At 56.6% G+C, this 26,228-nt stretch carries 23 protein-coding genes; 11 read left to right on the top strand and 12 right to left on the bottom strand.

What is annotated here, in order from left to right:
* Positions 1-4: 4 nt before the first annotated feature.
* Positions 5-1,033 carry an aromatic ring-hydroxylating dioxygenase subunit alpha gene (locus BSY18_RS00220; protein WP_083231222.1) on the top strand — a complete coding sequence of 343 codons (1,029 nt, stop codon included), beginning with the start codon at positions 5-7 and terminating at the stop codon, positions 1,031-1,033.
* 18 nt (positions 1,034-1,051) lie between these two features.
* Here BSY18_RS00220 and BSY18_RS00215 read toward each other — a convergent pair whose 3' ends face one another.
* From BSY18_RS00215 to BSY18_RS00205, 3 genes are all read right to left on the bottom strand, one after another.
* Positions 1,052-2,140, bottom strand: coding sequence for a VOC family protein (locus tag BSY18_RS00215; protein ID WP_083231221.1), 1,089 nt, complete (start codon positions 2,138-2,140; stop codon positions 1,052-1,054).
* 125 nt (positions 2,141-2,265) lie between these two features.
* Positions 2,266-3,273 carry a LysR family transcriptional regulator gene (locus tag BSY18_RS00210; RefSeq protein ID WP_236823335.1) on the bottom strand — a complete coding sequence of 336 codons (1,008 nt, stop codon included), beginning with the start codon at positions 3,271-3,273 and terminating at the stop codon, positions 2,266-2,268.
* A gap of 12 nt (positions 3,274-3,285) precedes the next feature.
* Positions 3,286-4,203 carry an NAD-dependent epimerase/dehydratase family protein gene (locus BSY18_RS00205; protein ID WP_069049215.1) on the bottom strand — a complete coding sequence of 306 codons (918 nt, stop codon included), beginning with the start codon at positions 4,201-4,203 and terminating at the stop codon, positions 3,286-3,288.
* 124 nt (positions 4,204-4,327) lie between these two features.
* Between BSY18_RS00205 and BSY18_RS00200 the strand changes: the two genes are divergently transcribed.
* On the top strand, positions 4,328-5,467 hold the full coding sequence (locus tag BSY18_RS00200) for an FAD-dependent monooxygenase (protein WP_069049214.1): 1,140 nt from the start codon (positions 4,328-4,330) through the stop codon (positions 5,465-5,467).
* A 141-nt stretch (positions 5,468-5,608) separates the two neighbouring features.
* Here the strand turns inward: BSY18_RS00200 and BSY18_RS00195 are convergent, their stop codons facing one another.
* Genes BSY18_RS00195 through hisD form a run of 6 tightly spaced genes read right to left on the bottom strand, consistent with a single transcriptional unit; the run spans position 5,609 to position 10,500 of the window.
* On the bottom strand, positions 5,609-5,899 hold the full coding sequence (locus BSY18_RS00195) for an antibiotic biosynthesis monooxygenase family protein (protein WP_069049213.1): 291 nt from the start codon (positions 5,897-5,899) through the stop codon (positions 5,609-5,611).
* Positions 5,896-6,303, bottom strand: a complete 408-nt coding sequence (locus BSY18_RS00190) for a VOC family protein (RefSeq protein ID WP_069049212.1) — start codon at positions 6,301-6,303, stop codon at positions 5,896-5,898. The genes BSY18_RS00195 and BSY18_RS00190 overlap by 4 nt, the downstream gene beginning before the upstream one ends.
* An 11-nt stretch (positions 6,304-6,314) precedes the next feature.
* The gene (locus BSY18_RS00185; protein ID WP_069049211.1) at positions 6,315-7,466 is read right to left on the bottom strand and encodes an alpha/beta hydrolase family protein; all 1,152 of its coding nucleotides are present in this window, start codon (positions 7,464-7,466) and stop codon (positions 6,315-6,317) included.
* Positions 7,467-7,475: 9 nt separating this feature from the next.
* Complete coding sequence (locus tag BSY18_RS00180; protein ID WP_069049210.1) at positions 7,476-8,243, bottom strand: SDR family NAD(P)-dependent oxidoreductase; 768 nt, start codon at positions 8,241-8,243, stop codon at positions 7,476-7,478.
* Positions 8,240-9,172: an alpha/beta hydrolase gene (locus tag BSY18_RS20480; protein ID WP_083231220.1), complete on the bottom strand. Its 933-nt coding sequence runs from the start codon at positions 9,170-9,172 to the stop codon at positions 8,240-8,242. The genes BSY18_RS00180 and BSY18_RS20480 overlap by 4 nt, the downstream gene beginning before the upstream one ends.
* Positions 9,169-10,500 carry a histidinol dehydrogenase gene (hisD, locus tag BSY18_RS00175; protein WP_069049209.1) on the bottom strand — a complete coding sequence of 444 codons (1,332 nt, stop codon included), beginning with the start codon at positions 10,498-10,500 and terminating at the stop codon, positions 9,169-9,171. The genes BSY18_RS20480 and hisD overlap by 4 nt, the downstream gene beginning before the upstream one ends.
* A 164-nt stretch (positions 10,501-10,664) precedes the next feature.
* Between hisD and BSY18_RS00170 the strand changes: the two genes are divergently transcribed.
* The 8 genes from BSY18_RS00170 (at position 10,665) to BSY18_RS00135 (ending at position 21,547) form a co-directional block, all read left to right on the top strand.
* On the top strand, positions 10,665-11,609 hold the full coding sequence (locus tag BSY18_RS00170) for a fumarylacetoacetate hydrolase family protein (RefSeq protein WP_069049208.1): 945 nt from the start codon (positions 10,665-10,667) through the stop codon (positions 11,607-11,609).
* On the top strand, positions 11,602-12,273 hold the full coding sequence (locus tag BSY18_RS00165) for an EthD domain-containing protein (protein ID WP_069049207.1): 672 nt from the start codon (positions 11,602-11,604) through the stop codon (positions 12,271-12,273). The genes BSY18_RS00170 and BSY18_RS00165 overlap by 8 nt, the downstream gene beginning before the upstream one ends.
* Positions 12,274-12,286: 13 nt before the next feature.
* Entirely contained in the window at positions 12,287-12,808 is a 522-nt protein-coding gene (locus BSY18_RS00160) for a cupin domain-containing protein (protein ID WP_069049206.1), read from the top strand.
* 5 nt (positions 12,809-12,813) lie between these two features.
* Positions 12,814-13,575 carry an SDR family NAD(P)-dependent oxidoreductase gene (locus tag BSY18_RS00155; protein ID WP_069049308.1) on the top strand — a complete coding sequence of 254 codons (762 nt, stop codon included), beginning with the start codon at positions 12,814-12,816 and terminating at the stop codon, positions 13,573-13,575.
* A 594-nt stretch (positions 13,576-14,169) separates the two neighbouring features.
* On the top strand, positions 14,170-17,019 hold the full coding sequence (locus BSY18_RS00150; RefSeq protein WP_069049205.1) for a TonB-dependent receptor plug domain-containing protein: 2,850 nt from the start codon (positions 14,170-14,172) through the stop codon (positions 17,017-17,019).
* Between the two features lie 104 nt (positions 17,020-17,123).
* Complete coding sequence (locus tag BSY18_RS00145) at positions 17,124-18,050, top strand: alpha/beta hydrolase (protein ID WP_069049307.1); 927 nt, start codon at positions 17,124-17,126, stop codon at positions 18,048-18,050.
* A 26-nt stretch (positions 18,051-18,076) separates the two neighbouring features.
* A complete protein-coding gene (bglX, locus tag BSY18_RS00140) occupies positions 18,077-20,287 on the top strand; it encodes a beta-glucosidase BglX (protein WP_335617661.1) in 2,211 nt (736 codons plus the stop codon).
* 60 nt (positions 20,288-20,347) lie between these two features.
* A complete protein-coding gene (locus BSY18_RS00135) occupies positions 20,348-21,547 on the top strand; it encodes an MFS transporter (protein ID WP_171900138.1) in 1,200 nt (399 codons plus the stop codon).
* 107 nt (positions 21,548-21,654) lie between these two features.
* Here the strand turns inward: BSY18_RS00135 and BSY18_RS00130 are convergent, their stop codons facing one another.
* Genes BSY18_RS00130 through BSY18_RS00120 form a run of 3 tightly spaced genes read right to left on the bottom strand, consistent with a single transcriptional unit; the run spans position 21,655 to position 24,536 of the window.
* Complete coding sequence (locus BSY18_RS00130; protein ID WP_069049202.1) at positions 21,655-22,131, bottom strand: aromatic-ring-hydroxylating dioxygenase subunit beta; 477 nt, start codon at positions 22,129-22,131, stop codon at positions 21,655-21,657.
* Positions 22,128-23,381: an aromatic ring-hydroxylating dioxygenase subunit alpha gene (locus tag BSY18_RS00125; protein WP_069049201.1), complete on the bottom strand. Its 1,254-nt coding sequence runs from the start codon at positions 23,379-23,381 to the stop codon at positions 22,128-22,130. The genes BSY18_RS00130 and BSY18_RS00125 overlap by 4 nt, the downstream gene beginning before the upstream one ends.
* 27 nt (positions 23,382-23,408) lie before the next feature.
* Positions 23,409-24,536: an NAD(P)-dependent alcohol dehydrogenase gene (locus tag BSY18_RS00120; protein WP_069049200.1), complete on the bottom strand. Its 1,128-nt coding sequence runs from the start codon at positions 24,534-24,536 to the stop codon at positions 23,409-23,411.
* 219 nt (positions 24,537-24,755) lie between these two features.
* On the opposite strand from BSY18_RS00120, the gene BSY18_RS00115 reads away from it, so the two are divergent.
* Complete coding sequence (locus BSY18_RS00115) at positions 24,756-26,207, top strand: aldehyde dehydrogenase (RefSeq protein WP_069049199.1); 1,452 nt, start codon at positions 24,756-24,758, stop codon at positions 26,205-26,207.
* Positions 26,208-26,228 lie beyond the last annotated feature (21 nt).

Raw genomic sequence — 26,228 nt, 5'->3', positions numbered from 1 at the left:
GCAGATGGTCTGGTTGAGGGATGCTTGGTATATGGGCGGTTGGGCCGACGAGGTCGGCCCTGCCGGGCTTGCCCGTCGCATTGCGGACAAACCGATTTTCTTTTTTCGTCTGGCCGATGGTTCTGTCGCCGCCCTCCTGGATCGCTGCCCACATCGTTTTGCGCCACTGTCCAGAGGTGTCCGCGATGGCGACCGAGTGGTATGCGGATATCACGGCCTGGCATTTTCTGCCGAAGGCAAGTGTGTCTACAATCCGTTTTCTGATCGCGCGCCGGCGGGTTCTGATATCCCAAGCTACAAGGTCGTCGTGCAGGATGACATTGTCTGGCTCTGGGGCGGCGCACCAGAACGAGCGGACCTCACCTGCATCCCTGATTTCAGCTTCATTCCAGATGCGTCGCATAGCCGCACGATCCGCGGCTACACGCTGATGCGCGCAAACTATGAATATGGAACTGACAACCTTCTGGACCTGTCGCATATCGAGTTTGTGCATAAAGGTACCTTCGCGGGCCAGGGTGTCATTTTTGCCGGCCAGCATTCGGTGAAGGTCGACGGCAAGACCCTTTACTCCAACTGGTGGATGCCCAACATTTCTCCACCGTCGATGGCGCAGGATGTTTTTCCGGCAGATACTCGTGTCGACCACTGGCTGGACATGCGCTGGAATGCCCCAGCTACCATGCGGTTGAATGTAGGCGTGACGCCCCATGGCGCGGATCGTGGTGCAGGCTTGGAAATCCCGCAGGCCCATATTCTTACGCCAGCAGACGAAGATACTACACACTATTTCTGGTCATCTACGCGTTTCCATGATCTCGATAGCCCCGACACAGATGAAATGCTTCGTACCATGTTCGCCAGCGCGTTTGATATGGAAGACAAACCCATCATCGAAGCTGCATACGCGAATGTTCGAGGTCGGGATTTCTGGAAGGAGAAGCCCGTTTCCCTCGGCATCGACCAAGGCGGAACACGAGCACGACGCATGCTGGAGCGCATGATATTGCAGGAAAATGCCGTCGACCCATGATCCGCCTTGGGCAGCGCGTCAAATTGCATGCTCATCATCTGCCGTCAGCTTTGCGAGGTCGCCGTCTATCGGTTGCTTGCCCGGCTTTTCGCGACGATAAGGTTCAAAGCTTCGACGATCAGCATCGAAAACCATGTCCCACGGAATATCATCGCCGCGGAATATCGCGGGTGCATTGTGAGACCATAGCAACGAACCAAACTTGAAATCCCAAGCACGCGGAACCCAGTTATCATCCAGATAATCAGTATCAGCATGATACTCAGCTTCGCCAGCGCGTCCAGGAATCTCGCAATAATAATAGATGGCACTCGAAATGCGGTGGCGCGATATGCCTCCGCTCGTATTCATCGTCGTGTTCTTCCAACCCTTGTTGTCCATGATATTCGCCCCGAGCATGACTTCGTCGATGTCGTCGCAGCCAAACGCGATATGCATGAACTTGAAATGATCGGGTGCTATGGGAAGGTCGCAGTTTACCCAAAAGATTGAGTGGTGCTCGTAGGTGCCACTGGCTCGAGCGAAAATGCCGGTGCCCTTGGAGTGATCGACATAGCGAAAGCCAAGGTGTCGTTCGTAAAATTCGAAGCTGCCGACGTAATCGGGTGAGAAGAACACCACGTGGTTGATAGTTTTAGGGATGGCGCGTTTGCGCCATATGCGATGCTGGTTGAAGCGCGGCCAGCTCGAAGGGGTATTGACCGGGCTGGCCTCTGACACCACGGCGCGCTTGGTCCAGACGCGCAGCGCGATGGGTTGACCATCAGGGCATACGCAATGGACAGTACCATCGGCGTCGTAGCGAAGCTCCACCTCTCTAGCCAGGCTCGTGGCGATATTTTCCAGCGACTCAGCCGTATCGATGCCCCACACGGTTTCCTTGATGCCGTCGCCATCGAACGGATCCGGGCTTGGCAGCCGAGGGTCGCCGTGTTGCAACACGATCACCCGGCTCCCCGACTGGAGGCGGAAAATGCTTTCAATGTCACTTGCAAATTCCAGCGGGAGTCCAAAATCTGCCCAGAAACGGGTGTGCTCGGCAACATCGGCCACGCCGAACAACACGCTTTCAACGCCAAGTACTTGCTGCAACGATTCAATAGACATACAAACTCCGGGACTGTGTCAAGCCATCGTTGTGGCCCAACCGATCGAAGTCCAGAAGCGGATGTTTTCGGACGCTTTCTATCGACGCGCTGGATGCCGACCATGCTGCAGCGCCGAAAAGCGGCTCAGCGTTGCGGATGGTTCATTCGGTACTCTACTTCGATTTCGGAGCGGTCTATGCCGCCGTCTGCGTGCAAGGCCACAACATTGGGAACAATTGGGACCTGCGCGCCTGCGGCAGCCTGGAGCCGCTCGACCATCCACCTCAATGCCCGGTCGTTATTATGCGCGATGTTCCATTGAACGGTCTCGCGGATCGGCGGAATCGCAAAAGGAATTTCGCGCATGACCAAAGGCATCGACTGGCTGAAAATGCGGGCCATTCGGCGATGCATGGTAGCGACGCGCTTGGTACCCACGATGAGGCGGGGAATTGACAGGAATGTCGGAGCTACGACTTCGATGCGCCGCTGCTGTTTCTGACGACGTACGAACCAGTCATCAAATGCAGGAACTCTGGTTTTTCCGAAACGTGCTGTCACATGACCCAGTTCAAAATACAGGTCCTTGGACATTGGCAAAGCCATGGCAGGATTGTTCTGGTCGCCTACCACCACATAATCATCTTCAAAAATGAGCAAGCTGGGGTGATCGGCCGATATGGCGTAGTCTATCGTCAGCAACAGGTCGATATATCCCCTCTCGATTGCCTCTATTGGGGAGTCGTGCATGGGGTGAATTTCGATCCGTATATTCGGAGCCTCCGTCTCAAGGTCGGCGATCACGGTTGCCAGCAATACCTCCGTGGAATAATCCGATGCCATGATGCGGATGACCCGGTCAGCCGTCGCAGGGTCAAATGGTGGTGCGACAGCAACCGTCGTCCGAATCTGTTCAAGAACGGCCCGAACCGGGTCAATCAACTCTTCAGCACGCGCCGTCAGGATCATGCTGCGTCCCTTCAGAACCAGCAAGTCATCTTCGAAATACTCGCGGAGCCTTCCAAGAGCACTGGAAGTTGCCGACTGCGAAAGGCAGAGCCGGTCTGCTGCAAGGCTTACACTCCGTTCGGTCAGCAGGGCATCCAGTGCGACAAGCAGATTTAGATCGAGCCTTCCGAACCGCATCGCCATCTCCTTCGCCCCTTATATTGCAGATAGGGCGTTGCCGACGAGCGTAGCAGGATTTCCGTCGTGCGCAAAACCTGCACGCTCGGCAGCAGGGGTCTCCAGTAATGGCTGGCGAGCAAATGCAGCTTCCAGTGCCAAATCTGGGTTGTAGCTTACAAGACTGGGCGGGAATGAGCATTGTTCGCCAATTTCGGCTGCGAGGTGCTCCATTGAAATTCTGATTGCGGGTAGCGTCACAGCGCGCGTCGGTGGTAGAAGCGCGCTATCCAAGGCGATGGCATGTATGAAATTCTCAGCACACTTTTTCACTGATTGCGCCCATATGGTGCCATCAGGCGAAACCGGACACTCAAAGGCCTCGCCCTTTTTTAGTGCGTGAAAGAGGTCAGACATGAACGCCGACTTCATTCCTGAAGGGCCTTTCGGTCTTGCCAGAATTCCTGGCAGCCGCACTGTTACGCCATCGATCGCGCTGCGGTTGGACATCATTGCAACGACATCTTCCATCATTGCCTTGTGACCGGCGTAGATCATTTTGGGTGAAAGCGGAGTTTGGTCGTCCACTTTGGCAGGCAGCGTGTCACCCAGCACTGCGATCGAGCTAGCATAAACGACGCGCACTCCAGGCTTTCTCCCTGCGGCTTCTAGCAGGAGGTCGTACATGGCATCGACATTTACGCGCCTAGATGCCGACGGGTCTGCTTCTGCTGCCCCCCCTGGAACAGTAGCAAGATGTATCAGCGCATCGAAATCGGCATCCAGGAAATCTGCCCTTGCCGCCGCGTCTGAAAGAGCCCCCTCCACCTTTATGACGCCTGGGAGCATACCGTCTGTGTTGATATCGAGGCCAGTCACCTGGTCTCCTCGCCGCAACAACTGCGAGCAGATCTCCCGGCCGACGAACCCTCCGGCGCCTGTTATAATTATCCTCATGTTATCTCCAATCTTGGGCCGGGAAATATCAGGGGACGGAAGCGCAGTCGCAACGATTGTGTCGATTGAAGCCTATTGACAGGACCAATTTGTCTGTCGGCCGCCATTCTGTAGATGATACGCTATGACAGTGGATCGGATCGGGAGCATCACCAAGGCGCTTGTCGTCGGTGGAGGAATTGGCGGCATGGCCGCAGCCATTAGCCTTGCAGAAAGGGGAGTGGCGGTAGAGCTGATCGACATTGACCCTGAATGGCGGGTGTATGGTGCTGGCATCACTATCACCGGACCAACCCTAAGGGCCTACAAGCAGCTTGGTCTGCTTGAGGCTATCAAGGCTGAGGGTGCTATCACAAGCAAGATACGTTTGTTCGAGTATGATGGTACTCACCTGCTTGATCTTGACGAGCCAGCTATCGAAGAAGGCCTCCCGGCTACCGGCGGAATCATGCGGCCAGTCTTGCACCGCATCATGCAGATGCGAGTTCGCGAACTTGATATTGAAGTGCGTCTCGGTTTGAGCGTTACGGCTATCAAGACGTCAGAAGATTTTTCAGACGTCACCTTCACCGATGGACAAAGCAGAACATACGATCTTGTGATTGGTGCAGATAGCGTATTTTCCAGTGTCCGGAACCTTGTGTTTCCGCATATGGGGCCGGCACGTCCGACTGGACAGGGTTGCTGGCGTATTTCGATCCGCAAGCCTCCTGAACTCGAAACGGGCGAGTTTTTCCTCGGTCACGCAAGCCCGTGCGGCATAACGGCCTGCGCGCCAGACAAGGTCTACATGTGGATGCTGACGCCACATATCGATCGGGATGAACATATGAGCGACGAGGAGCTCTTCGTCACCCTGAAGAGCCTGCTAGCCGACTTTGGAGGCAATGCCGGCTGGATCAGGGACAATATGACACCTGGCGACTGGATCAATTACCGTCCGCTTTCTGCTGCTCTGCAACCGAAAGATTGGTACCACGGGCGTGTCGTCTTGCTGGGCGATGCGGTGCACGCCACAACGCCTCACCTTGCATCAGGTGCTGGAATGGCTGTCGAGAGTGGAATTGTTTTGGCCGAGGAGCTTGCTCGGACAAACAATGTAACTTCAGCGCTGCGCGCATATCAGGAACGCCGATATGAACGGTGCAGGGACGTTATCGAAACCAGCGTTGCGGTCGGCAAGCTGCAACTGCAGCATGGTGATCCTAAGGTCCATGCTGAGCTTTTGGGAGCCGCGCTGCACCGTCTGAATGCTCCGTTCTGATGCAATGGGCGCATAATGGATCATCGCATATCGGATCGCCTTTGCCACTCTGTCACCGGTGTTCCAGTGCTCGGCAAGCCGGTGAGTAACCCCAAAAGGCAAGGAGCGCCAAGATGTGAAGCGAACAATCAATGCCGTATTTCAGATTACGATTTGCGTGTGTTCCACCGAAGGCGGCGAGCCAAAGTACTTTCCGACGAGAGTCCTCCAGGTCTGAAACCCTTCCGAATTTCTGAAGTCGATCATGTGGGCGTCAACGCTTTCCCAACCGACAATCAGCAGATAGCGTCCGGGGTTCTCGATTGATTTCTGTAATGAGAACGAAATGAAACCTCTCGCCGCTTCGAAATGAGGCTGGGCTTTTCCAACTGCAGATTCAAACTCTGCTGCCTGTGCAGGATCGATAGTGATCGTCGCAATTTCGTGGATCATGTTGCATCCTCTTCGACAAATTCAATCAAATTTCCTGCACAGTCGCGAATAAAGCAACCTGTGCCGAACGGTTCGCGAACGACCATGGCAACATCGGCCCGCCTTTCGGTCATTTCCAACAGGAAGGCGTCGAGGTCTTCTACGCAGAATGCGATATGCTTGTTGCCATGCGTCGCAAGATCGCGAGCCGGATGGCTGCGGTCAGCTGGCAACGGATCAGCATTTTCAACTTCGAAGATTTCGAATCTCAGTGGCCCCTTACGAAGCATCGCTGTGCGTGATTTTGCAGCAGCAATCCGAAACTCTCTCTCCACCTTGAAACCAAGCACACGGTCGTACCACTCGATCGCCTCAGCAAGTGAGGGCACGGAGACGCCACCATGATGAAATTTGAAATCGGTCATGTCTGTCGCGACTATTGCATTTCGGCGAACGTCTGGGCGCACCAGTCTGCGATATAATCTCGCATTCCAGTCCCGTTGTCCGCGCCACAGTGCTCCACCTCGAAATCAGCCTTGGTGAACATGCGTAAGGTTCTTTTGGGGCTGTTGATGGCCTGATCATACGACATCTGGGCGTTGAATGCGGGAATTTGCCGGTCATTCTCACCATGCGTAATCAGGAACGGCACCCGGATCTTTTCCACCTGTCCATCGAGTGTGATCTGATCTGCGTAAGCGAGAAATTCATCCCGGTCTGCAAATCCGAACACCCACATCACATGGTCCCAGTAATGCGGTACGGGATTTTCCCCCTCATTCGACAGGCGCTCGCGCTGTCGCTTGCCCCAGACGTGGTTCGCTCCCATGACGGCGCACAAGGCATAGCGTGGATCATTCGCGGCAATGCGAGGGGCGTGATAACCTCCAAAAGATAGGCCGAAGATTCCAATCTGGCCGTGGATCACGTCGTTGCGTGTCAAAAGATAATCGAAGGCCGGGCTACCCCAGCGTTCGGAATCGAAAACGGCCGGAAGGTTACGCTTTCGAATCGCCTCGCCAGTGCCTGGCTGGTCAAGGAACAACGTGTTGATGCCGCGTTCAAGATTGACTGCGCCATGGCCGGCCATGTCCACTTGTTCCTTCATGGAATCCAGGCCGTTGACTGCAACGAGTGTGGGGCGGGCAACCCCTGAACCATCATGGACAAAAATTGCGTTGTAGGCGCTGTCTCCATAAGGGATCTCGACCTTGTCGACATGCAGGCCGCGTAGCTTGGCACCTTTGTAATAGAGCTCAAGGCCCCGGTCGTAGGCTTCCCAGCGGGGCGCATAGTCCCGGCTTTGCAAGCGTTCGGCACCGAGGTAATATCCCGCAGCGCGCAAGTATTTAGCCCCGGCGGACAGGAGAAAGCCGTCCTCTTCATCCCGGGCCGCATTGCGCGCAACCTGGTGGGCAACAGCGATCCAGCTGTCGAACAACTGCGTAGAACCGGCATCTGCACCGGCCTTGGCGGCCTCGCGCACGGGACGGCACACTTCATCCAATTCACCGTGGTTTCCGCCACAAATCAGCGCGAGATTAATACCAAGGTTCCAGACGTAATTTCCAGGAAACGGTTCAAACATTTTTTGGTCCTATTCAGCAGTCCAGCCGCCGTCGACAACGAGACTGGTTCCGGTCATCAAGGCAGCCGCATCGGATGCAAGAAACAATACTGCACCCATCAGGTCTTCGGGCGTGCCTATGCGACCAAGCTTGATCTTTGAGAGCACACTAGCCCGGAACTCGTGATCTTCGAACATTGGCTTTGTCATCGGTGTTTCGATAAAGGTAGGAGCGATCGTGTTTGATCGGATACCATGCGGAGCAAGATCAAGCGCGAAGCTCTTGCTCATGCCTTCCATTGCCCATTTGCTGGCACAATACAGGCTACGGTTTGGCCCACCAACATGGCCCATCTGGCTGCTCATATGGATTAGCGCCCCCTGCGTATTAGTTGCGATCATTCGTTTGGCACAAGCCTGTGCCACGAAGAATGCCGCTTTCAGGTTCAGGCCCAGCACAGCCTCGTAATCGGCTGGCGTGACATCCCACATGGGTTTTGGACGATTCGTCCCAGCATTGTTTACGAGAATGTGGAATGGATCTTGGGCTGCGAAAAAGGACTCGACGGCTTCAAGGTCCGACACGTCCAGCGTGGATGCCATCGCTCCCCCGCCGATGCTCGTTGCCACGTTTCGAACCTCTTCTGCGGATCGGGCAACAATGGTCACGATTGCGCCTGCCTGAGCCAGTGCAGCAGCCGCAGCTGCGCCTATGCCGCGACCCGCACCCGTCACAACTGCGCGCTTTCCATCCAGGCGAAAAGATGGGGTCTGAGGAACAGGGGTGCTGGAAGTCATAGTGCTAGGCACCGACCAAGATGCTCTCTGCGCAGCTTGCGGAGTTGGACTGTCACCTGTGCATCTTCAGCCCGGTCAAACCCGTGAGGCGCGCCTGCAAAGACGTGAAGATTGGTGGAAACACCGTCTCTGATCAGGCGTTGAGCAAATTCAAGGTTTTCGTCAATGACCGGGTCAATAGCACCTGTTGCAAGGAAAACCGGGGGCAGGCCCCGCAAGCCGACGGCCCTTCCTGGCGATGCATAGGATGATACGTTGTCAGACGGCAAGTTGCCGAGATAGCTTGCCCAGGCGAATCTTATGTGCTCGGCACCCAGTCCGATAGACCCTGCAAAGGGATGGACTGGCCGGGAGGTGGTTCGATCGTCCAGCGGCGAATAGACCATTGACAGTCCAACAATGCCGTCGTCAATTTCTTCGTCCCTGCACCTAAGGGCTATGCCGGCGACAATGTTTGCTCCTGCACTTTCCCCAACCAGCATGATGCGTCTGTCATCAAAATCGTGCGCCTTTGCATGTAGACGGATCCATTGGAGCGCTGCCATTACATCGTCATGGGCCGCCGGATAGGGATGCTCCGGAGCGAGCCGATAATCGACGGATATCAAGACGCAGGGCAGATTACGGGCAATATCGACCAGCGTTGAGGTGCTGGTTTCTGGTGTGCCGAGAATCCAGCCACCGGGGTGGCAATGCAAAACTACTGGCGCGGGTCCAGTGATGGATCGCTGCCGGATGACGACAATACGCAATGCTGTTCCGTCTTCACGATCGAGATAATGCTCGGCGACGTGCAAATCTTCGCGCGCAATTGGCGTGCCTGCCATTGCCTTGCGCAACATCGGCAGGGCTGCAAGTGTGAAGGCAGGGTTGGGCGCACCTTCGAACAGCGAGGATAGTTGAGGATCAAGCAGCGAGTTCGTTCTCATGCCCTTGTCAACTCACTGGGCTCCGCTTGACCGGCGTAAGGAACATTCCGCCCGCCATAACGGCGAACGCGAATGTTGGCTTGCTCGCCATGACCGGCAAAGCCTTCCAGAGCACAAAGCCGGCTGCAGTATTCGCCGACGAGCGTCGATGCCTCATCAGTCAGAACCCGCTGATAAGTGCAGGTCTTGAGAAACTTGCCGACCCATAGCCCTCCGGTATAGCGCGCAGCCTTTTTCGTAGGCAAAGTGTGGTTGGTGCCGATAACCTTGTCGCCGAAAGAAACATTGGTACGAGCACCGAGGAACAGAGCGCCGTAGTTGGTCATGTTGTTCAAGAAGAAATCAGGATCTGCTGTCATCACCTGTACATGCTCGCTGGCGATATCATCAGCGATGCTGACCATTTCGGCATAATCATCAGCTACGATGACCTCGCCAAATGCTTCCCATGCCTTGCGGGCATAATCGGCGGTAGGAAGAATCTGGAGCAGGCGCTCAATCTCCGCAATGGTAGCAAGTGCGAACTTCTCGCTGTTGGTGAGCAAGACTCCCGGACTGTCCGGGCCATGTTCAACCTGACCGAGAATATCTGTCGCGGCCATCTCGGGATCACATCCGATCTCGTCAGCAATGATGAGAGTTTCAGTTGGTCCGGCAAACAAATCAATCCCGACCCGGCCAAACAGCTGGCGCTTGGCCTCGGCCACAAAGGCGTTGCCGGGGCCAACGAGAATGTCGACGGGATCGATGCTCTCGGTTCCGATAGCCATTGCGCCGATCGCCTGAATGCCGCCGAGAGCATAGATGGCGTCAGCTCCTGCCATAGCCTGTGCAGCAACGATTGCACGAGATGGCTTGCCTTGGAACGGAGGCGCACAGGTCACAACGCGCTGCACTCCTGCCACCTTGGCGGTGATGACACTCATATGGGCGCTGGCCAGAAGCGGATATTTGCCGCCGGGAACATAGCAGCCAGCAGCGTTGATCGGCACATGCCTGTGCCCCAGAACCACCCCAGGCATCGTTTCCGTTTCGACATCGAGCATCGATGCCCGCTGGATCTGCGCAAAATTGCGAACCTGCGTCTGGGCAAATTCGATGTCCTTGCGTTCTTGGGGCGAAAGGCTTTCTACCGCCATGTCGATCTCGGACTGCGACAACCTGTAATCTTCCCGATCCCAGCCATCGAACTTTATGCTCATATCGCGGATCGCAGTGTCACCGCGCTGTTCGATGTCGAGCAATGCTGCTTCCACAATGTCACGCACTTTGCGATCCGATTGCGCCTTAACATCTGCGGATTCACCGCGCTTTAGCCATCGGGCCATCAATTTCTCCCGCAATGTGGACTGGTGTTGAAGGTTCCTTTGCATGAGGACTGGGATGCGGACCATCAGATAGTATCGATGCAAGCGTATCGACCGAATGCCTTTGTTCCGGCACGGAGCGCGCCCTATCGGCAAAGCTTGAGCATCATCAGGAGAATTCAAAGATGCGTTTAGCCACTCTGCGTGATGGATCCAAAGATGGTCGACTGGTCGTGGTTTCTCCCGATGGGCTGAGGTTTGCTCCGGCGCCTGTCAACGCTCTTCAAGCAGCGTTGGAGCAATGGGTAGAGGTAGAGCCAGTGCTGCTGGCGTTGAAGGTTTTTCCCGAACAACTTGAATTACACAGCCTTGCATCTCCGCTGCCGCGCGCATGGCAATGGCTCGACGGATCAGCGTTCCAGAGCCATGGCGATCTGATGTGCCAAGTGCTGGGCATTGATCCCATCGAGACGACAACCCCGCTTATGTATCAGGGCGTCTCCGACAAGTTTTATGGCCCGCATGATGATGTGAAGTTTCCGGACGAAGCGCTGGGCATCGATTTCGAGGGCGAGTTTGGCGTCATTGTGGATGCTGTGCCTATGGGAACGACAGCCAAGGATGCCATGCAGCACATCAAACTCGTCGTGCAGATCAACGATTGGTCCCTGAGAGCGCTGGCCGGGCCCGAAATGAAGACAGGCTTCGGTTGGGTGCAGGCCAAACCACCATGTGCCATGGCACCTTTTGCGGTTACACCGGACGAGTTCGGCGCAAGCTGGCGAAATGGCCGGGTCTGTCTCGATCTCGCTGTTGAATGGAATGGAGCGCCGTTTGGAAGAGCCAATGGCGAACCGATGGGCCACGGCTTCCATGAACTGGTCGCCCACGCTGCACGGACGCGCGATCTGGTCGCCGGAACAGTCGTCGGCTCGGGAACGGTATCCAACGAAAACTTTCGCGAGGTTGGGTCCTCCTGCATCGCTGAAAGGCGGGGTATTGAGGTCATTGATCTGGGAGAAGCGAAAACGAACTTCATGGCGTTTGGTGACAAGGTCCGGATGGAAGCCCTTGATGCCGACGGACGGGCGGTTTTCGGCGTAATAGACCAACAGGTGGTTCGTGGCTGAGAGCTCAATTGGTTTGGATCCGGTAAAGCTCGTGATATTGCCGCGGACCCGTGCCGGCTTAACGAAAGCAGGACTTCGGCAGCACCTGGAGAAGGTGCATGGGCCGATGGTCGTAGCCGAACCGGATGTCTCCGGCAGGTTCTCGGGCTATGTGCATCACTATGTACAGGATGCTCCAAGCTCACTGGCCTTGGCTCCCCTGCAGGATCGCGATGCAGTAACTGTCATCCGGCTGCCATCGATGACTGACCTTGCCTCATCAAAGGCAAACGCCGCCTATCGTGAGAACATCGGTCCGGATGAAGACAATTTTCGGGAGATTATCGGATCGGTCGCTCTTCTAGCGGATGAGGTGGCGATTGTACCGGGCGCCGATGACGCTCCGTTAAAGCTGTTCGTTTTTCGAACCGCCACGTCGAAGCAGTGTGCCGGATGGGACGAGAAAATTGCCCATCTACATGTCGAATTTGATTTGCATGGTGCCGCCATGAACATCTCAAGACCAATTGAAGGCACGTTTCCGTATTCACAGTTCGATGAAATCGGGTTGACTGCCACGTCCGATCTTTCTGGCTTGGCGGCATCCATTGTCCTCCAGGCGCATGCGCATTTTGGTGCGGTAGACACGAAAATGCTCCTGACGGAACCCGTGCGGTTCGTCTGATTTTGGAGATTTTATGAAACTTTCAGATTCCGGATTGCCGCCTGTCCAGCGGGTTGTCACTGGTCATGACGAAAAGGGGCGCGCCGTATTCAAGTCAGAGGATCTGACGCCCACAAGACTCATCCCGTCCGGTGACGCTTCATTTCTTCTGATCTGGACTACCGGAACTGTACCCGCCAATAACAACGACGAGACTGACGGGCGGGAGCGCGAAGCGGGGCTGACCTTGGAAGGGGGGTCGGTGATCCGGATCGTGGACATGCTGCCCGGAAAAGAGAGCCCAATGCATCGCACGAATTCGATCGATTATGGCATCGTGCTCGAGGGCGAGATTGAACTGGAACTCGACGATGGGGCAAAGAAAACCGTTCGTCGGGGCGGCGTCATTGTGCAACGCGGTACCAATCACCTTTGGCGTAACACAACCGAACAGGTTTGCCGCATCGCATTCATTCTGATCGAGGCGCCGGCATATTTGCATGATGGTCGTTCACTTTCGGAGCATAAGCCGGCAGCAACTGAAGACTATCGGTGACCTTGATGATGCATGGACTGTTTTCGCTGGCGGGCAGGTCGGCCATTATCACGGGCTCAACGCGTGGTATTGGGCGTGCAATTGCAGAAGCAATGATTGCAGCAGGCGCCCGTGTCGTGGTTTCTAGCGAAGATCGCGCAGATACTGAGCGGACGTCACGCGAGCTAGCTGTCCCGGGTCTGCCATGTGATGTCAGTGATGATGCAAACCTGCTGCGGCTTGTCGATTTTGCACTATCGGAACACGGCCATCTCGATGTGTTGGTGTGCAATGCGGGTATTCCTGGAACGGCTGGTCCATTTTCGGGGATAGACATGACCGATTACGCACACGTCATGGCAATAAATCTGAGGAGCCAGGTCATGCTTTGCAACCTTACGCTCCCCCATATAACTGCAGCGGGAGGCGGCTCGGTGATCCTGATGTCCAGCCTTGCTGGGTTGCGCGGCAACGGTCATTTGAACAGTTATGCACTGGCAAAGGCTGGTGTAGCTCAACTCGCGAGAAACCTCGCTGTCGAGTGTGGACCCAGCGCAATTCGCGTCAATGCTATCTCCCCGGGGTTCATCAAAACAGACTTGTCGCGACCCCTGATGGCCAAAACCCAGTTCATGGAACGCCGCTTGGCCATGACGCCGCTTAGGCGGGCGGGGACAGTTACCGAAGTCGCCGGTGCTGCTGTTTTCCTCGCTTCTCCTGCGGCCGGTTTCATTACCGGTCACAATCTTGTTGTGGATGGTGGCACGCTGATCAGCGATGGGTCCTGACCGGGCGGTAGCCATCGTTTTTGCGCACATTTTCTCGGCTCGACCATTGGTGTGCATGTGGCAGTGCTCTAATCTGAGTTGCCAAAAATAGCCTATCGGCACATTTTGATGGGTGCGCTTTGCGTTGCCAGTCGTGGCTGGACGTTCGGACATTGCAGCTGCCGGCGGTTCCTAATTGCCGCGTGAGCAGTCTATCCTGCCGTCGAGAGCCCGTGGGGCGCTACGCTGTTGAGAAAACCATCGCCAAGCCATGCTTGTTCCTGATACGTTCGGTTTTGTAGTTTTCAGCCAACAAGCTAAAGTGAAGCTAATCGACGCACCAACGTTTCGCATCCGGCGTCCGCAAATGCAGCCCTTGTTGCGCAGCAGGCCGAGCAAACGCGTTGCGCACTCGCATGCCCCTATCAAATCGGTTTCTAACCCAGCGACAGGCCAGCCTGCCGCTCAGCGCCCCACTCTCATATTCAAATATAAATCATCCGCGGCGCTTGTGAATATAGCTTGATATAAAATTGGTTGCATATTATGGAATCGGGCAAGCGGAGTTCAACCGCATACGAATCCACAAAAATCAAAATTTTTCAGGGAGAGGGTATGTACAGCACCAAGTTGCTTCTGCTTGCGGGCATCAGCCTCGCAACGCTTTGCCAGCCGGTCAATGCGCAGGAAGCTCAATCGAATGATGCGGAAACGCAATCGGCAGAGCCACAAAACGACATCGTAGTCACCGGGTCGCGTATCACCTCCAACGGTGACAATCTTCCGACACCCGTGACGGTCGCATCGACCGAGCAGCTGTTGAAGACCAGTCCTTCAAACATTCCAGACGGCTTGAACAAGCTGCCGATCTTTGCCCTTTCGCGGGGCACGGCCAATCTCAACAATCCCAGCGACAATTTTACCGGCAATTACCTCAATCTGCGTGGGTTCGGCATTCAGCGGAACCTCATTCTGCTGGACGGAAACCGGATGGCACCGACAAGCTATACCGGTGCGGTCGATACCAATGTCATCCCGCAGATGCTGGTTCAGCGGGTTGAGGTGGTCACTGGGGGTGCGTCTGCGGTTTATGGGTCCGACGCTGTATCCGGCGTAATCAATTTTATCCTGAACAAGGAATTCGAGGGCATCAAGGTTGAGGCGCAATCGGGCGTTTCCAGCCGAGGTGACGCAGCATCCTGGCGTGCAGGGGCGGCCTTTGGCGCCAATTTCGGCGGTGGCCGCGGCCATTTCATGGCCAGCTACGAGCATTTCCAGCAGGACGGTCTGGATGACAAGGAGGCAAGAAGGAATGGCCGGGCGATCTTCGCAGTCGCCGGTTCAGGTTCCGCTGCCGACCCATTCCGCCTCATCACCAACGCCCGCAACTCGGCAATTCCGTTCCAGGGTGGCAATCTCTTTACCGGTCGACTGTTCTCGGCGCCCGGAGTACTGGGCAACCCCGCGCGAGGCGTCTCACAAGGCGGTGCCTTGGCAAGCGGTGGAGATGGCTTTTACGGTATCGGGTCGTCAGCAACCGCAGATCTCAGGACCGATCAGGCCTTCGCGCGTGCCGATTATGAGTTGTCGGATAATGTCAGCATCTATGTTCAGGGTTTTTATGCCAAGGCACGAACCGAAAACACTTTCTATCCGAATCTGATATTTCCAACACTCGTGGCTTCAGACAACGCCTTTCTGAGTCCTGCTGCCCAGGCAGAATTACTCGCTGGCGGCCCAGTGTTTCTCTATTCGCGCGTCTTCGATGATCCAGCGCATGAGCTCGGTGTGCGTGCGCAATCTGAGAACTGGATGGGTAGCGCCGGCCTGACCGGAGATTTCGGTGATTTCAACTGGAACGTGCACTATCAACACAGTGTCAGCGAAACCAAGAACACTCAGGTCAACAACGTCCTCCTCGGCAATCTATATGCATCGCTTGATGCGGTCGATCAGGGCCGGTTTGCTGGCGGTCCGGCCAACGGCAACATTGTGTGTCGCGTCACGCTGACAAATCCGACGGCCTATCCTGGCTGTGTTCCATTGAACGGCTTCGGGGCAACGCCAGCCAGCCAGGCTGCCGCACTTGATTATATTACGGGCGACAACTTCAACACACCCGAGTTCACTATGGATGTCGTTTCCGCCAGCATCAGCGGTACCGCGTTCGACAACTGGGCTGGCCCTGTCCGCTTCGCAGTGAGCGGTGAATACCGCAATGTGCAACTCGACGTATCCACCAATGCTCCGTCGAATGTCTTTGCAAACTGTACAGGCCTGCGTTTCAATTGTGTTCCTGGCACACCAGTTTATCGTGATACTTTGATCACGCCGATCAGCGTCACTGAAAACGTCAAAGAGGCAGCACTCGAAGTCGACTTCCCTTTGCTTCGTGACAGTGGCGTTGGTTCTCTTAGCCTGAGTGGTGCAGCTCGCTATACGGACTACTCGACCAGCGGTTCGGTAACAACTTGGAAAGTCGGCGGAGATTGGCAAATTGCCGATGGGCTGCGTTTCCGGGCTACCCGCTCACGCGACATCCGGGCGCCCAGCCTTTATGAGCTGTTTCAGCCGCAGACTGGCGGTGCCAGCGGGTATTTCGATCTTCTCACCAACAGTTCTGGTCCTAGCGGGATCGTGACAACGTCGCAGGGTGGCAACTCCGCACTCGTTCCGGAGAAGGCAGATACCCTTACGTTCGGAGGCGTCTTCCGTCCCAGCGGCATACCTGGCCTCAGTATTGCGGTTGATTATTACAAGATCAAGCTGAACAATGCGATTTCCCAGATCGATGGCCGGCTTGCATCAATCCAATCGGCTTGCAACTCCAGCGGTGGTACAAGCGCTTTCTGTTCGCTCTATGATCGGCCGCTTCCATTCAGCAATACGACACCGGCCAACTTTCCGAGCCTTGTTCGCCTGACGACGCTCAATGCGTCGTCGATCAAGACCTGGGGCATTGATGGTGAGATCAACTACAACTTCAGTGTCGGGTCAGAAGGCCGTATTTCGCTTCGCGGGCTGGTCGGGTATCAGCCACAGCTAACTACGATCCTGGCCCCCGGCATCGAGCCGCAGCTTGGGGCAGGCGCTGCTGCTTCCCAATCGACAGGTGGAGTTCCCAAGCTGCGTTTGACCGGTTTTGTCAGCTACAGCAATTCAGATTTCTCGATTGATTTGCAGCAGCGGTGGCGATCATCGCTGAAGTGGGATGCAACCCGTTCTCTGGTATTCAATATCCCGGACGTTCCATCAGTCGCGTATACCGACATCACGTTCACATTCTTCCCCGGCAAGGACAAGGACAAGCAGATATTCTTCTCGGTCCAGAATCTACTCGACAAAAATCCTCCGCCTTACCTGACGGCTGGCACGTCTGGCACGCCTGCATTCTCGTTTCCTGCAGTCTCAGGCGACGACATTATAGGGCGCTACCTGACAGTCGGTGCCAAGTTCAAGTTCTAGTATCTTCCTGATTTTTGATGGTGGCGGATTTGCATCGAAGGTTCGCCACTTTCGAGTTTCAATTTTATACAATACGTGAAGCGCAGGGCCAGGAGATCAGAACAATGCGAACCATTACCAAGGCGATTGCAGCATTTCTGCTTGTGGCCGGCGGCAGCCTTTCGGCCCAGATGCCGACTCCCAAATTTGAGGTGATACCCGCTCCGGCCGAAGCTGAAGCTGTACCACTATATGGTGATAGAACTCCAGGTGCCGCCGCGACAGAAAACTGGTCGCTGTGGGACGATAAGCATTATGTCGTGCGCAATGTCACCAGACCGACCCTCACTGCCTTTCTCCCAGAACCGTCAAAAGCGACTGGCGCTTCAGTCCTTGTGGCTCCTGGCGGGGGCTTCATGCTGTTGGCGATGGGACCTGAAGGCTGGAACGTCGGTAAGGCGCTTGCTGAGCGCGGAATCACTGCTTTTGTCCTCAAATATCGGATCAAGCCAACGCCTACTGATGAAGGCGAGGCATTTACTTTCATGAACCAGAAGATCAAGGAAGGATTGCCGGACCCGGCAAAGCAACCGACCCTGCAACATTCGCCGTCTACTGACGACGCGGTCGCTGCACTGGCGCTCATCCGTCAAAATGCTGAGAAATACGGAATTGATCCCAGACGTGTGGGGATGATTGGTTTTTCGGCAGGGGCAATGACTGCGCTCAACACCGTCATGGCAGCGCCTGAGGGCGCTAGGCCCGATTTCTTCGGCTACATTTATGGCCCGCAGGCAGCCGTTGCGGTTCCCTCCAACGCTCCGCCGATGTTCGCAGCGATCGCGTTTGATGATCCCTTGTTTCCGACAATGGGTTTCCCGGTGGTAGAAGCCTGGCAGCAGGCCAAACGGCCTGTGGAATTGCACGCCTATGGTCGCGGCGGCCATGGTTTCAATCTGGGCCTTGAAGGTACCACCACGACCTTGATGCTGGATCAGTTCGTAGCCTGGATGGACATGCAGGGGTTTCTCAAACCCAAAGCCGATCAATAGTGGTACCCGTTTGCATGGCTGAACATATGATTGCTGACCGCGTCGAAACATTACTGTCGCAGCTCACATTGGAGGAAAAGGCCGGTCAGCTATGTCAGCTGTTCGCCTTTACTCCCAACAACGAGGAGCTCGATGCCGAAATAGCTGCGGGCCGTGTCGGATCGATTTTGGTGATGCGCGATCCATCAGAACTGGACAGGTTGCAGCGTATCGCAGTCGAAGAGTCGCGGCTGGGAATACCCTTGCTTTTCGGGTTCGACGTAATCCACGGAATGCGCACAATCTTTCCTGTGCCCATCGCGATGGCGGCAAGCTGGGATCTCGACGCAATCGAGGCAGGGCAGGCGGTTGCCGCTGCTGAGGCTCGCGCCCTCGGTCTGCACTGGACCTTTGCGCCGATGGTGGACATCGCACGCGATCCACGCTGGGGCCGAATGGTCGAAGGAGCAGGCGAGGACCCTTATCTGGGATCCGCCGTGGCGGCCGCTCAGGTCCGGGGATTTCAGGGTAACGCCATCGGTCAGCCCGGCCGCATCATTGCAGGGCCCAAGCATTTCGCCGGATATGGGGCAGCACTCGGCGGGCGCGACTATGATGAGGCCGAGATTTCGGACCATGAACTGAGGAATATTTATTTTCCACCGTTCAAGGCTGCGATCGATGCAGGCGCTGGCAACGTGATGTGTGCCTATATGACGCTCAACGGTGTGCCCGCCACTGGCAACCGGTGGCTGATCACCGACATTCTCAAGGGCGAATGGGGCTTTGCCGGCTTTACGGTATCAGACGCAAATTCTGCTTTCGATCTCACAACCCACAATTTTGCAAAAGACAGCGCCGATGCGGGCGCGCGCGCGCTGCACGCTGGTCTCGACATGGAAATGTCGCTGAGCACCCGCAGTTCCGCTTACCGCAACCTCCCAGGTCTGGTCGCCGATGGCACGGTCAGCGAGGCAGCCCTGGATGACGCTGTGCGCCGTATCCTCTCCATGAAGGTCAAAATGGGCCTTTTTGAAGAACCGTATGTCGATCAGACCCGGATTGACGGTGTTTTGAACGATCCTGCGCACAGGGCAGCAGCACGGACCGCTGCCGAGAAGAGCTTTGTTCTGCTTCGCAATGAAGCTGCCGCGTTGCCGCTCAATCCCGCAGCATTGGGATCGATCGCCGTGATCGGTCCGCTGGCGGACTCGGCACGCGATACCTTGGGCCCGTGGGTCTTTGACCAAAACCTGTCCGAGACGGTCACCGTGCTCCAGGGGATCAAGGACGCGGTGGGAGGCTTGGTCGACGTCGTATACTCGCCTGGCGTCTCAATGATTGCCCGGCTCAATCCCTCGTTCTTTGACGCTCTTCCAGGCTTCGACGTTGCCCCCCGTGTCGAGGTCGATGACAACCTGGAGATCGAGCGCGCCGTTGCGTTGGCCGAAGCGTCTGATTGTACTGTGCTGGTGCTTGGTGAAGCGCAGAACATGACAGGCGAGGCAGCCTCTCGCTCCACGTTCGACCTGCCTGGGCGTCAGCAGGATCTGCTTGAAGCCGTCATCGCCACGGGTAAGCCAGTCATCCTGCTGCTGATGGCAGCGCGGCCAATCGATCTCAAAGGCGCGCAGCCGTCTGCCATACTGAACATCTGGTATCCGGGCACTCAGGGTGGTGCTGCGGTCGCGAACACCATCTTCGGCAAATCTGTACCCGGTGGAAAACTCCCCTTCAACTGGGTGCGCAGCATCGGCCAGGTACCCTTGCCCTACGCCCGGATGAACACGCATCAGCCGAAAGACATCGATAACCGTTACTGGAATGAGCAGGGAGGCGCGCTTTACCCCTTCGGGTTTGGCCTAAGTTATACCGCTTTTGAATATTCCAACCTGCGCCTTTCGACTGCTTGGGTCGGGTTGGGTGAGGATATTCGCGTCCAGGTTGATATAACCAATACTGGACAATGTGCCGGCGATGAGGTCGCGCAGCTCTATATCCACCAACATCATGGGTCTGCTGCCCGCCCGGTCCGCATGCTCAAGGGGTTTTGGCGCGTGCGCCTTGAAGCCGGAGAGACGACCACGATCGACTTCGCCCTGACTGCTCATGACCTCACTTATTGGTCATCTGCCGATCGCAACTGGGTGCAGGACGAGACGGCAATTACAGTCATGGTCGGCACCGACTCTACCGCAACACTGAGCGCTGTATTCGAGGTTCGCCGAAACGCGGCCATTTTCAAGGATAGTGATTAAATGAGTCCCGCCACCAGTGCTGCAGTGCCATCGGCGGAGGCCCCCGTCACGGGCTGGTTCATGTTTGCCTACCTCCTGACGGTATTCGCTTTCTACACCGCGCTGTTTGCGCCTCTCATCGCCTCGATTTCGGTCAAGCTGAGCCAGATTTCGTCAGCCGGTGACAAGGCACTCGACTTGGGGGCCATTCTGGCGCCGGGTGCGTTCGCAGCCCTGATCGCAGCACCCATATTCGGTGCCTTGTCCGATCGTACTCGAAGCCGGGTCGGTCGGCGCAAGCTGTGGATCATTTTCGGGTGCGTGGTCATGGGCATGGGACTTGCGCTAATGGCGACCGGAACTGGGCTGGTTGCGCTCGGGGCTGGCTGGCTCCTGGTTCAGATAGGTGCAAACGCCGCGTTGGCGGCAACCAATGCGCTGTTGCCGGATCTTGTCCCGGAGCATCAGCGTGGCAAGGTTTCAGCATTGATGGGAATTGCACTTAGTCTGGCGCTGCTTGCGGGGCCGTATCTCACGCAGTTCACCGCGCACGACAATCTGCTGATGTTTCTCGCGCCCTGGGCGATCTGTCCTGTCGCCATTATCCTGCTGTTCGGTGCATTCAAGGACAAGCCCGCTGGACAGATGTCTCCATTCGGGCTTGCCGATCTGGGTCGGACCTTCTGGGTCAACCCGATGAGATACCCTGATTTCGGCTGGGCGTTTCTTAGCCGATTCCTGGTGTTCATGGGCGTCGCCTATTTCCTGACCTATCAGTTCTTCTTCCTCAGCGACCAGCTCAAGCTGAATGAAGCGGAGGCGCTCAAGGCGTTGGGGCTATCGCAGTTGATCACGACAGTCGTCACGGTCACCTTCACGTTGCTGAGCGGCTGGCTTTCGGACAGGATCGGGCGGCGCAAGCCCGTTGTCTTGGTGGCAGGTCTGCTGGTGGCGCTGGGGTTGCTGGTGATCGGGACTTCGACCACGATAACGCAGTTCCTGATCGGCGCCGCGATCTATGGGGTCGGCCAGGGCGTCTATTTTGCCGTCGACATGGCGCTTGTGGCTGCTGTGCTGCCCAATCCCGAAGATACCGCGAAGGACCTTGGCGTGTTCAATATCGCCAGCGCATTCCCTCAGACGGTGGCTCCGGTGATTGCCCCGGTCTTCCTGAGCATCGGAGCGGTTGCTGGCGGCAATCTGCCAGCGGTGTTCATTGCCGGGGCCATTTTTGCGATCGTTGGCGCTTTTGCCGTGATGCCCATTCGCAAGACAAGATAGGTGTTCGCGGGTCGTACAGAAGCAACAGCTATCTCCGCCCTCGCGATGCAAGGGTCCAGCTAAAAGCTGCGGTTTGCCCGAGCGCCTGCGACCACGGCAGCGCGCCCTTACACAGGATAGATAAGCGAGTTTGGGATCAGGTCGTTGTCATAAACGCAGAACTTCTTGCGAAACTTCAGCGCGTCACGATCGAGAACGATTTCATCGATATATCGGCCGACATTATAAACCTCGGCGGCCATGTCCCGCTTCGTCCGGACGACGACATAGTTGGTCGACGCCAGGATCACGCCTTCTTCATCGATGGCGAGGTTCGGCACGCTTACGATATGCCGCTGATAATAGGGCGCATGAAAGATTGTGCTGGTGATGCCATAGACGCGGTCCTTCATCATTCCGCGCCCTTTCAGGGACATCAGGCTCAGTGGAAGGTCGCGATCGAAATTCTCGCGCGCCACAATGCGATACCATGCGTTCATGGTGAAGAAATCCGCCCACTCATCGTAGCGGCTCTCATCAAGACAGGCTGTATAGGCTGCGTAAAGATCGGAAATGGCGTAGCGCAGTTCGGGGTCGATCTTCATGCTTCCATAACTCCGCGCCAATAGCGGTACATGCCGCGGATCAGCGTTTCGGTAACCATGTGATCGGTGCTGCCGACGCCCTGGCCATCGAGCTCGCACAAGGTGGAGAAATCCTTGTCCTGCTCGAAGCCCTCCTGGCTGAATTCGATCACCTCGCCATCGTCGGCTGACACGAAGCCTGCCGGACCGAAAAGATTGGCCTGCCGCAGGCGGCGCTCGGTCATCTCCTCGTCGTCGTCCTCGAACCCGAAATGGGTCCAGACGAAATCGAACCTGTCGGGCCCAAGCGGCGTGATCTGCCGAGTGGATACCGAATTGACCTGCTGCTGGAAGATGACGTTGGGAAAGACCGTCGTCATGCACACCGTGTCCTCGCCCCACCAGGGCTCATGGACGATATCGAGCAGCAGCGGCTCATGCAGCGTCATGTTGGCGCGAAAGCTTGTGACGCCTTGCTCGACATTGTCTTTCACGCTGGCGCTGCGACGCGAGATCATCGCGGCGTGACGCGCGTGCTTGTCGAGCAGAAGACGCGATTCGTTGTCTGCCCGCCACAGCCCGAATGTCACGAACCATGTATGCAGAAGGCCCGGATGATAGGGGTCCTTGATGTTTTCCATCATCAGCTTCCAGTTGCCTGGAATGCGCTGCCGCGAGTAGCCGAGCAGCGTCAGCTTCCTGCCATCGAAAGTCCGGTCGAAGCACGCCAGAACCTCATCGCCGATATAGTCTTCCAGCGGTTCGACGTCATGATCGAAACAGGCAAAGACAACCCCATTGCGCACCGCGACCTTCAGCTTGTTAAGCCCGTTGTCCTCGAGCTTGAACGTTTCGAGCATGCCTCCCTTGCCCTTGACTCCGTTCTTGAATGGAACACCGAGCAGCTTGCCATCGTGGTTGTAATTCCATTGGTGGTAGGGGCAGACTAGCGTCTTCACCTTGCCGGTCCGCTCCTGACAGAAACGCATGGCGCGGTGGGCGCACCGGTTTTCAAGAACGTTGATGTCGCCCTGGCGGTTGCGGATCATGATCACAGACCGCTCGCCAATGGCAGTGCGCTTGAAGCAACCGGCCTCTGGCACCTCGATTTCCAGGCCGACATAGCTCCAGTGCGGACCATAAAAGATCCGGTCGAGTTCACGCTCATATATCCCGCGATCGGTATAGACCGCCGAGGGTATCCTGCTGGAGCCGTCATCAAGCCACGATGCCTGCATCAGGTCGTCAACGGCGAAATCTTTCCCTGTCATGGTTGCTCTGTCCAAATGCTCGAGATTTCAGACCGTGCCGATGCGGAGGACGGGCTTGATCGTCTTGCCGCTTTCACTGTCGGCAATGGCCTGGTTGATGTCGGCGAAGTCATAATGCTTGATCAGGCGGTCGAACGGGAACCGGCCCTGGCGGTAGTATTCAATCAATGTCGGAATAAAGGTGCTGGCAATCACATCGCCCTGAACGATGCCCATGATCCGCTTGGCCGGGATCATTACGCCATTGATATCGAGCGAGACCTCTGATCCCAATGGCGATGCACCGACGATGCCGCAGGTGCCGAAGAAGCCCAGGCAGTCGACCGCCTGGCGCAGCACCGAGCCATGGCCGCTGGCCTCCAGCGAAAAGTCCGCGCCTTTGACTGAAATCTCTTGCACCTTGGTGACGGGATCTTCTTCTTTGGCATTGATCGTATGGGTTGCCCCAAGTTCCTTGGCGAGATTGAGGCGGTCTGCATTGATATCGACCGCAATGATCTGCGTAGCTCCCGCGATGCGTGCTGCCATGACAGCGGCAAGGCCGACGGCGCCGGTTCCGAACACCACGAATGACGATCCGGGCCGAACCTTTAGCGCGTTGAGCACGGCGCCCGCACCCGTCTGCAACCCGCATCCCAAGGGCGCTAGCAGATCGAGTGGGAGGTCTGTGGGCACCTTCACCACGTTGTTCATGTTCGCGAGAGAGTATTGCGCAAACGCGGACTGCGCGAAAAAATGGTCATGGACAGGCTTGCCGTCGGTATCGGTGATCCCGGTCGAGCCATCTGCCCGGCTGCCGCCAAAATTGGTGGGCAGGATATTCGCGCAATGGGCCGGATGGCCCGAGTCGCATAGGTAACAGTCGCCGCAAAAGGCAAAGCTCATCACAACGTGGTCGCCAGGAGCAACCTTGGTCACGTTGCTCCCAACAGCTTCGACAACCCCTGCGCCTTCATGCCCCAGAACAGCAGGCAGTGGCATTGGCAGCAACTGGTCGCGGACCACCATGTCAGTGTGGCAGACACCACAAGCCACCACGCGCACCAGAACCTCATCTGCGCGTGGCTCACCAATGGTCACGTCTTCAATAGCTGGAGCCTTGCCCTTTCCGCGGAAAACGGCAGCTTTGATCAAGCGATTATCGTGGATACCCATGTCAACTCTCCAAGGTTCGGGCGCCTGTTACCGGTGAGGCGGCGCTTCTTTTTGGTGTGCCAAGCCTGGCCGACACAACAGCAGTTCAGCCTTTGACGTCTCATAAAATTTTATTTGGCGCAATAAATTTCATAATATACAATCCAGATTCTGCGCTACGGCTCTTTCCGCAAGGCCATAGATGCGTCACTGAGTGCAAAAAATTCATGGGAGAGAAGCATGGAAGTCCAGTTACTTATCGATAACCGTCCGGCGGACGCCGCAAGCGGCAAGATCTTTGAACGCCGAAACCCAGTAAGCGGCCATATGGTCACCACGTCGGCTGCCGCCGGCGTCGCCGACGCGTGCCGCGCTGCTGAGGCCGCTGGCAGGGCGTTCAAGACATGGTCACAGACCGGCCCGACTGAACGCCGCAAGATTCTGCTTGCCGCTGCGGACAATCTGGAAGGAAAAATCGAGGAAATTTCGCAAGCCATGGCAGCCGAGGTTGGCGCTTCGGGGCTTTGGGGTGGATTCAACGTGATGGCTGCAGCGCAGCTCATCCGCGAGGCTGCCTCGATCACCACACAAATTCAGGGCGAGACCATCCCTACGGACAAGCCCGGTACATTGTCGATGACTTTACGGCAGCCTGTAGGAGCCATTCTTAGTATCGTGCCATGGAACGGCCCGATCATCTTGGCGGCGCGTGCGATTGCATACCCGATTGCGTGCGGAAATACGGTGGTGTTCCGTGGATCTGAGATGAGCCCCAAGACCCATGCATTGGTGGCAGATGCATTCATTGAGGCTGGCCTGCCTGATGGGGTTCTGAATTTTGTGGTCAATGCGCCTGATGATGCCGCCGACGTCATCGACGCCCTCATCGCGCACGCCGCTATCCGTCGCATCAATTTCACTGGCTCCACACGGGTTGGCCGGATCATCGCCGAAAAGGCTGGACGCAATCTCAAGCGCTGCCTGCTCGAACTTGGGGGCAAGGCGCCGTTCGTGGTGCTCGACGACGCCGATATTGATGGCGCGGTCAACGCAGCCGTCTTCGGAACGTTTCTGTACCAGGGCCAGATTTGCATGTCGACGGAGCGTTTCGTGGTCGATGTGGCTGTCGCTGAAGAATTCGTGGCCAAGTTCGCCGCGCGCGCCGCGCAGCTTCCCGCAGGTGATCCTTGCTCCGATCCCGGCTGCGTCATCGGGCCGCTGATCGATTCTCAGGCCGGCACACGCATCAATGCCCTGATCGACGATGCCGTGGCAAAGGGTGCGACCATTGTTGCCGGAGGACGTGCCGAGGGTGCGATGATGGCGGCCACGATCCTGGATCATGTGAAGCCTGGCATGGCGGTCTACGACGAGGAGACCTTCGGCCCGATCACCACCATCGTGCGCGTACAAGGGGTCGAAGAAGCCGTGCGCGTTGCCAACGACACGGATTATGGCCTGGCGGCGGCGGTCTTTGGACGGGATGCGGTCCGCGCTCTCAACGCTGCGCGCCAGATCGATGCCGGGCATGTCCATGTCAATGGTGCTACGGTGCAGAATGAGCCCCAGGCACCGTATGGCGGGATGAAAAGCAGTGGCTATGGCCGCTTCGATGGCCGCGCGGTGATTGATGAGTTCACCGAGCTGAAATGGGTCACGATTGAACCTTCGGATCAATACTATCCCATCTGAATCAGCGGGCGCTAGCGTCTT

Origin of the sequence: Blastomonas sp. RAC04, from assembly GCF_001713435.1 — a bacterium.
GTDB lineage: Bacteria > Pseudomonadota > Alphaproteobacteria > Sphingomonadales > Sphingomonadaceae > Blastomonas > Blastomonas fulva.
This window is presented reverse-complemented; position numbering and strand designations above follow the sequence as displayed.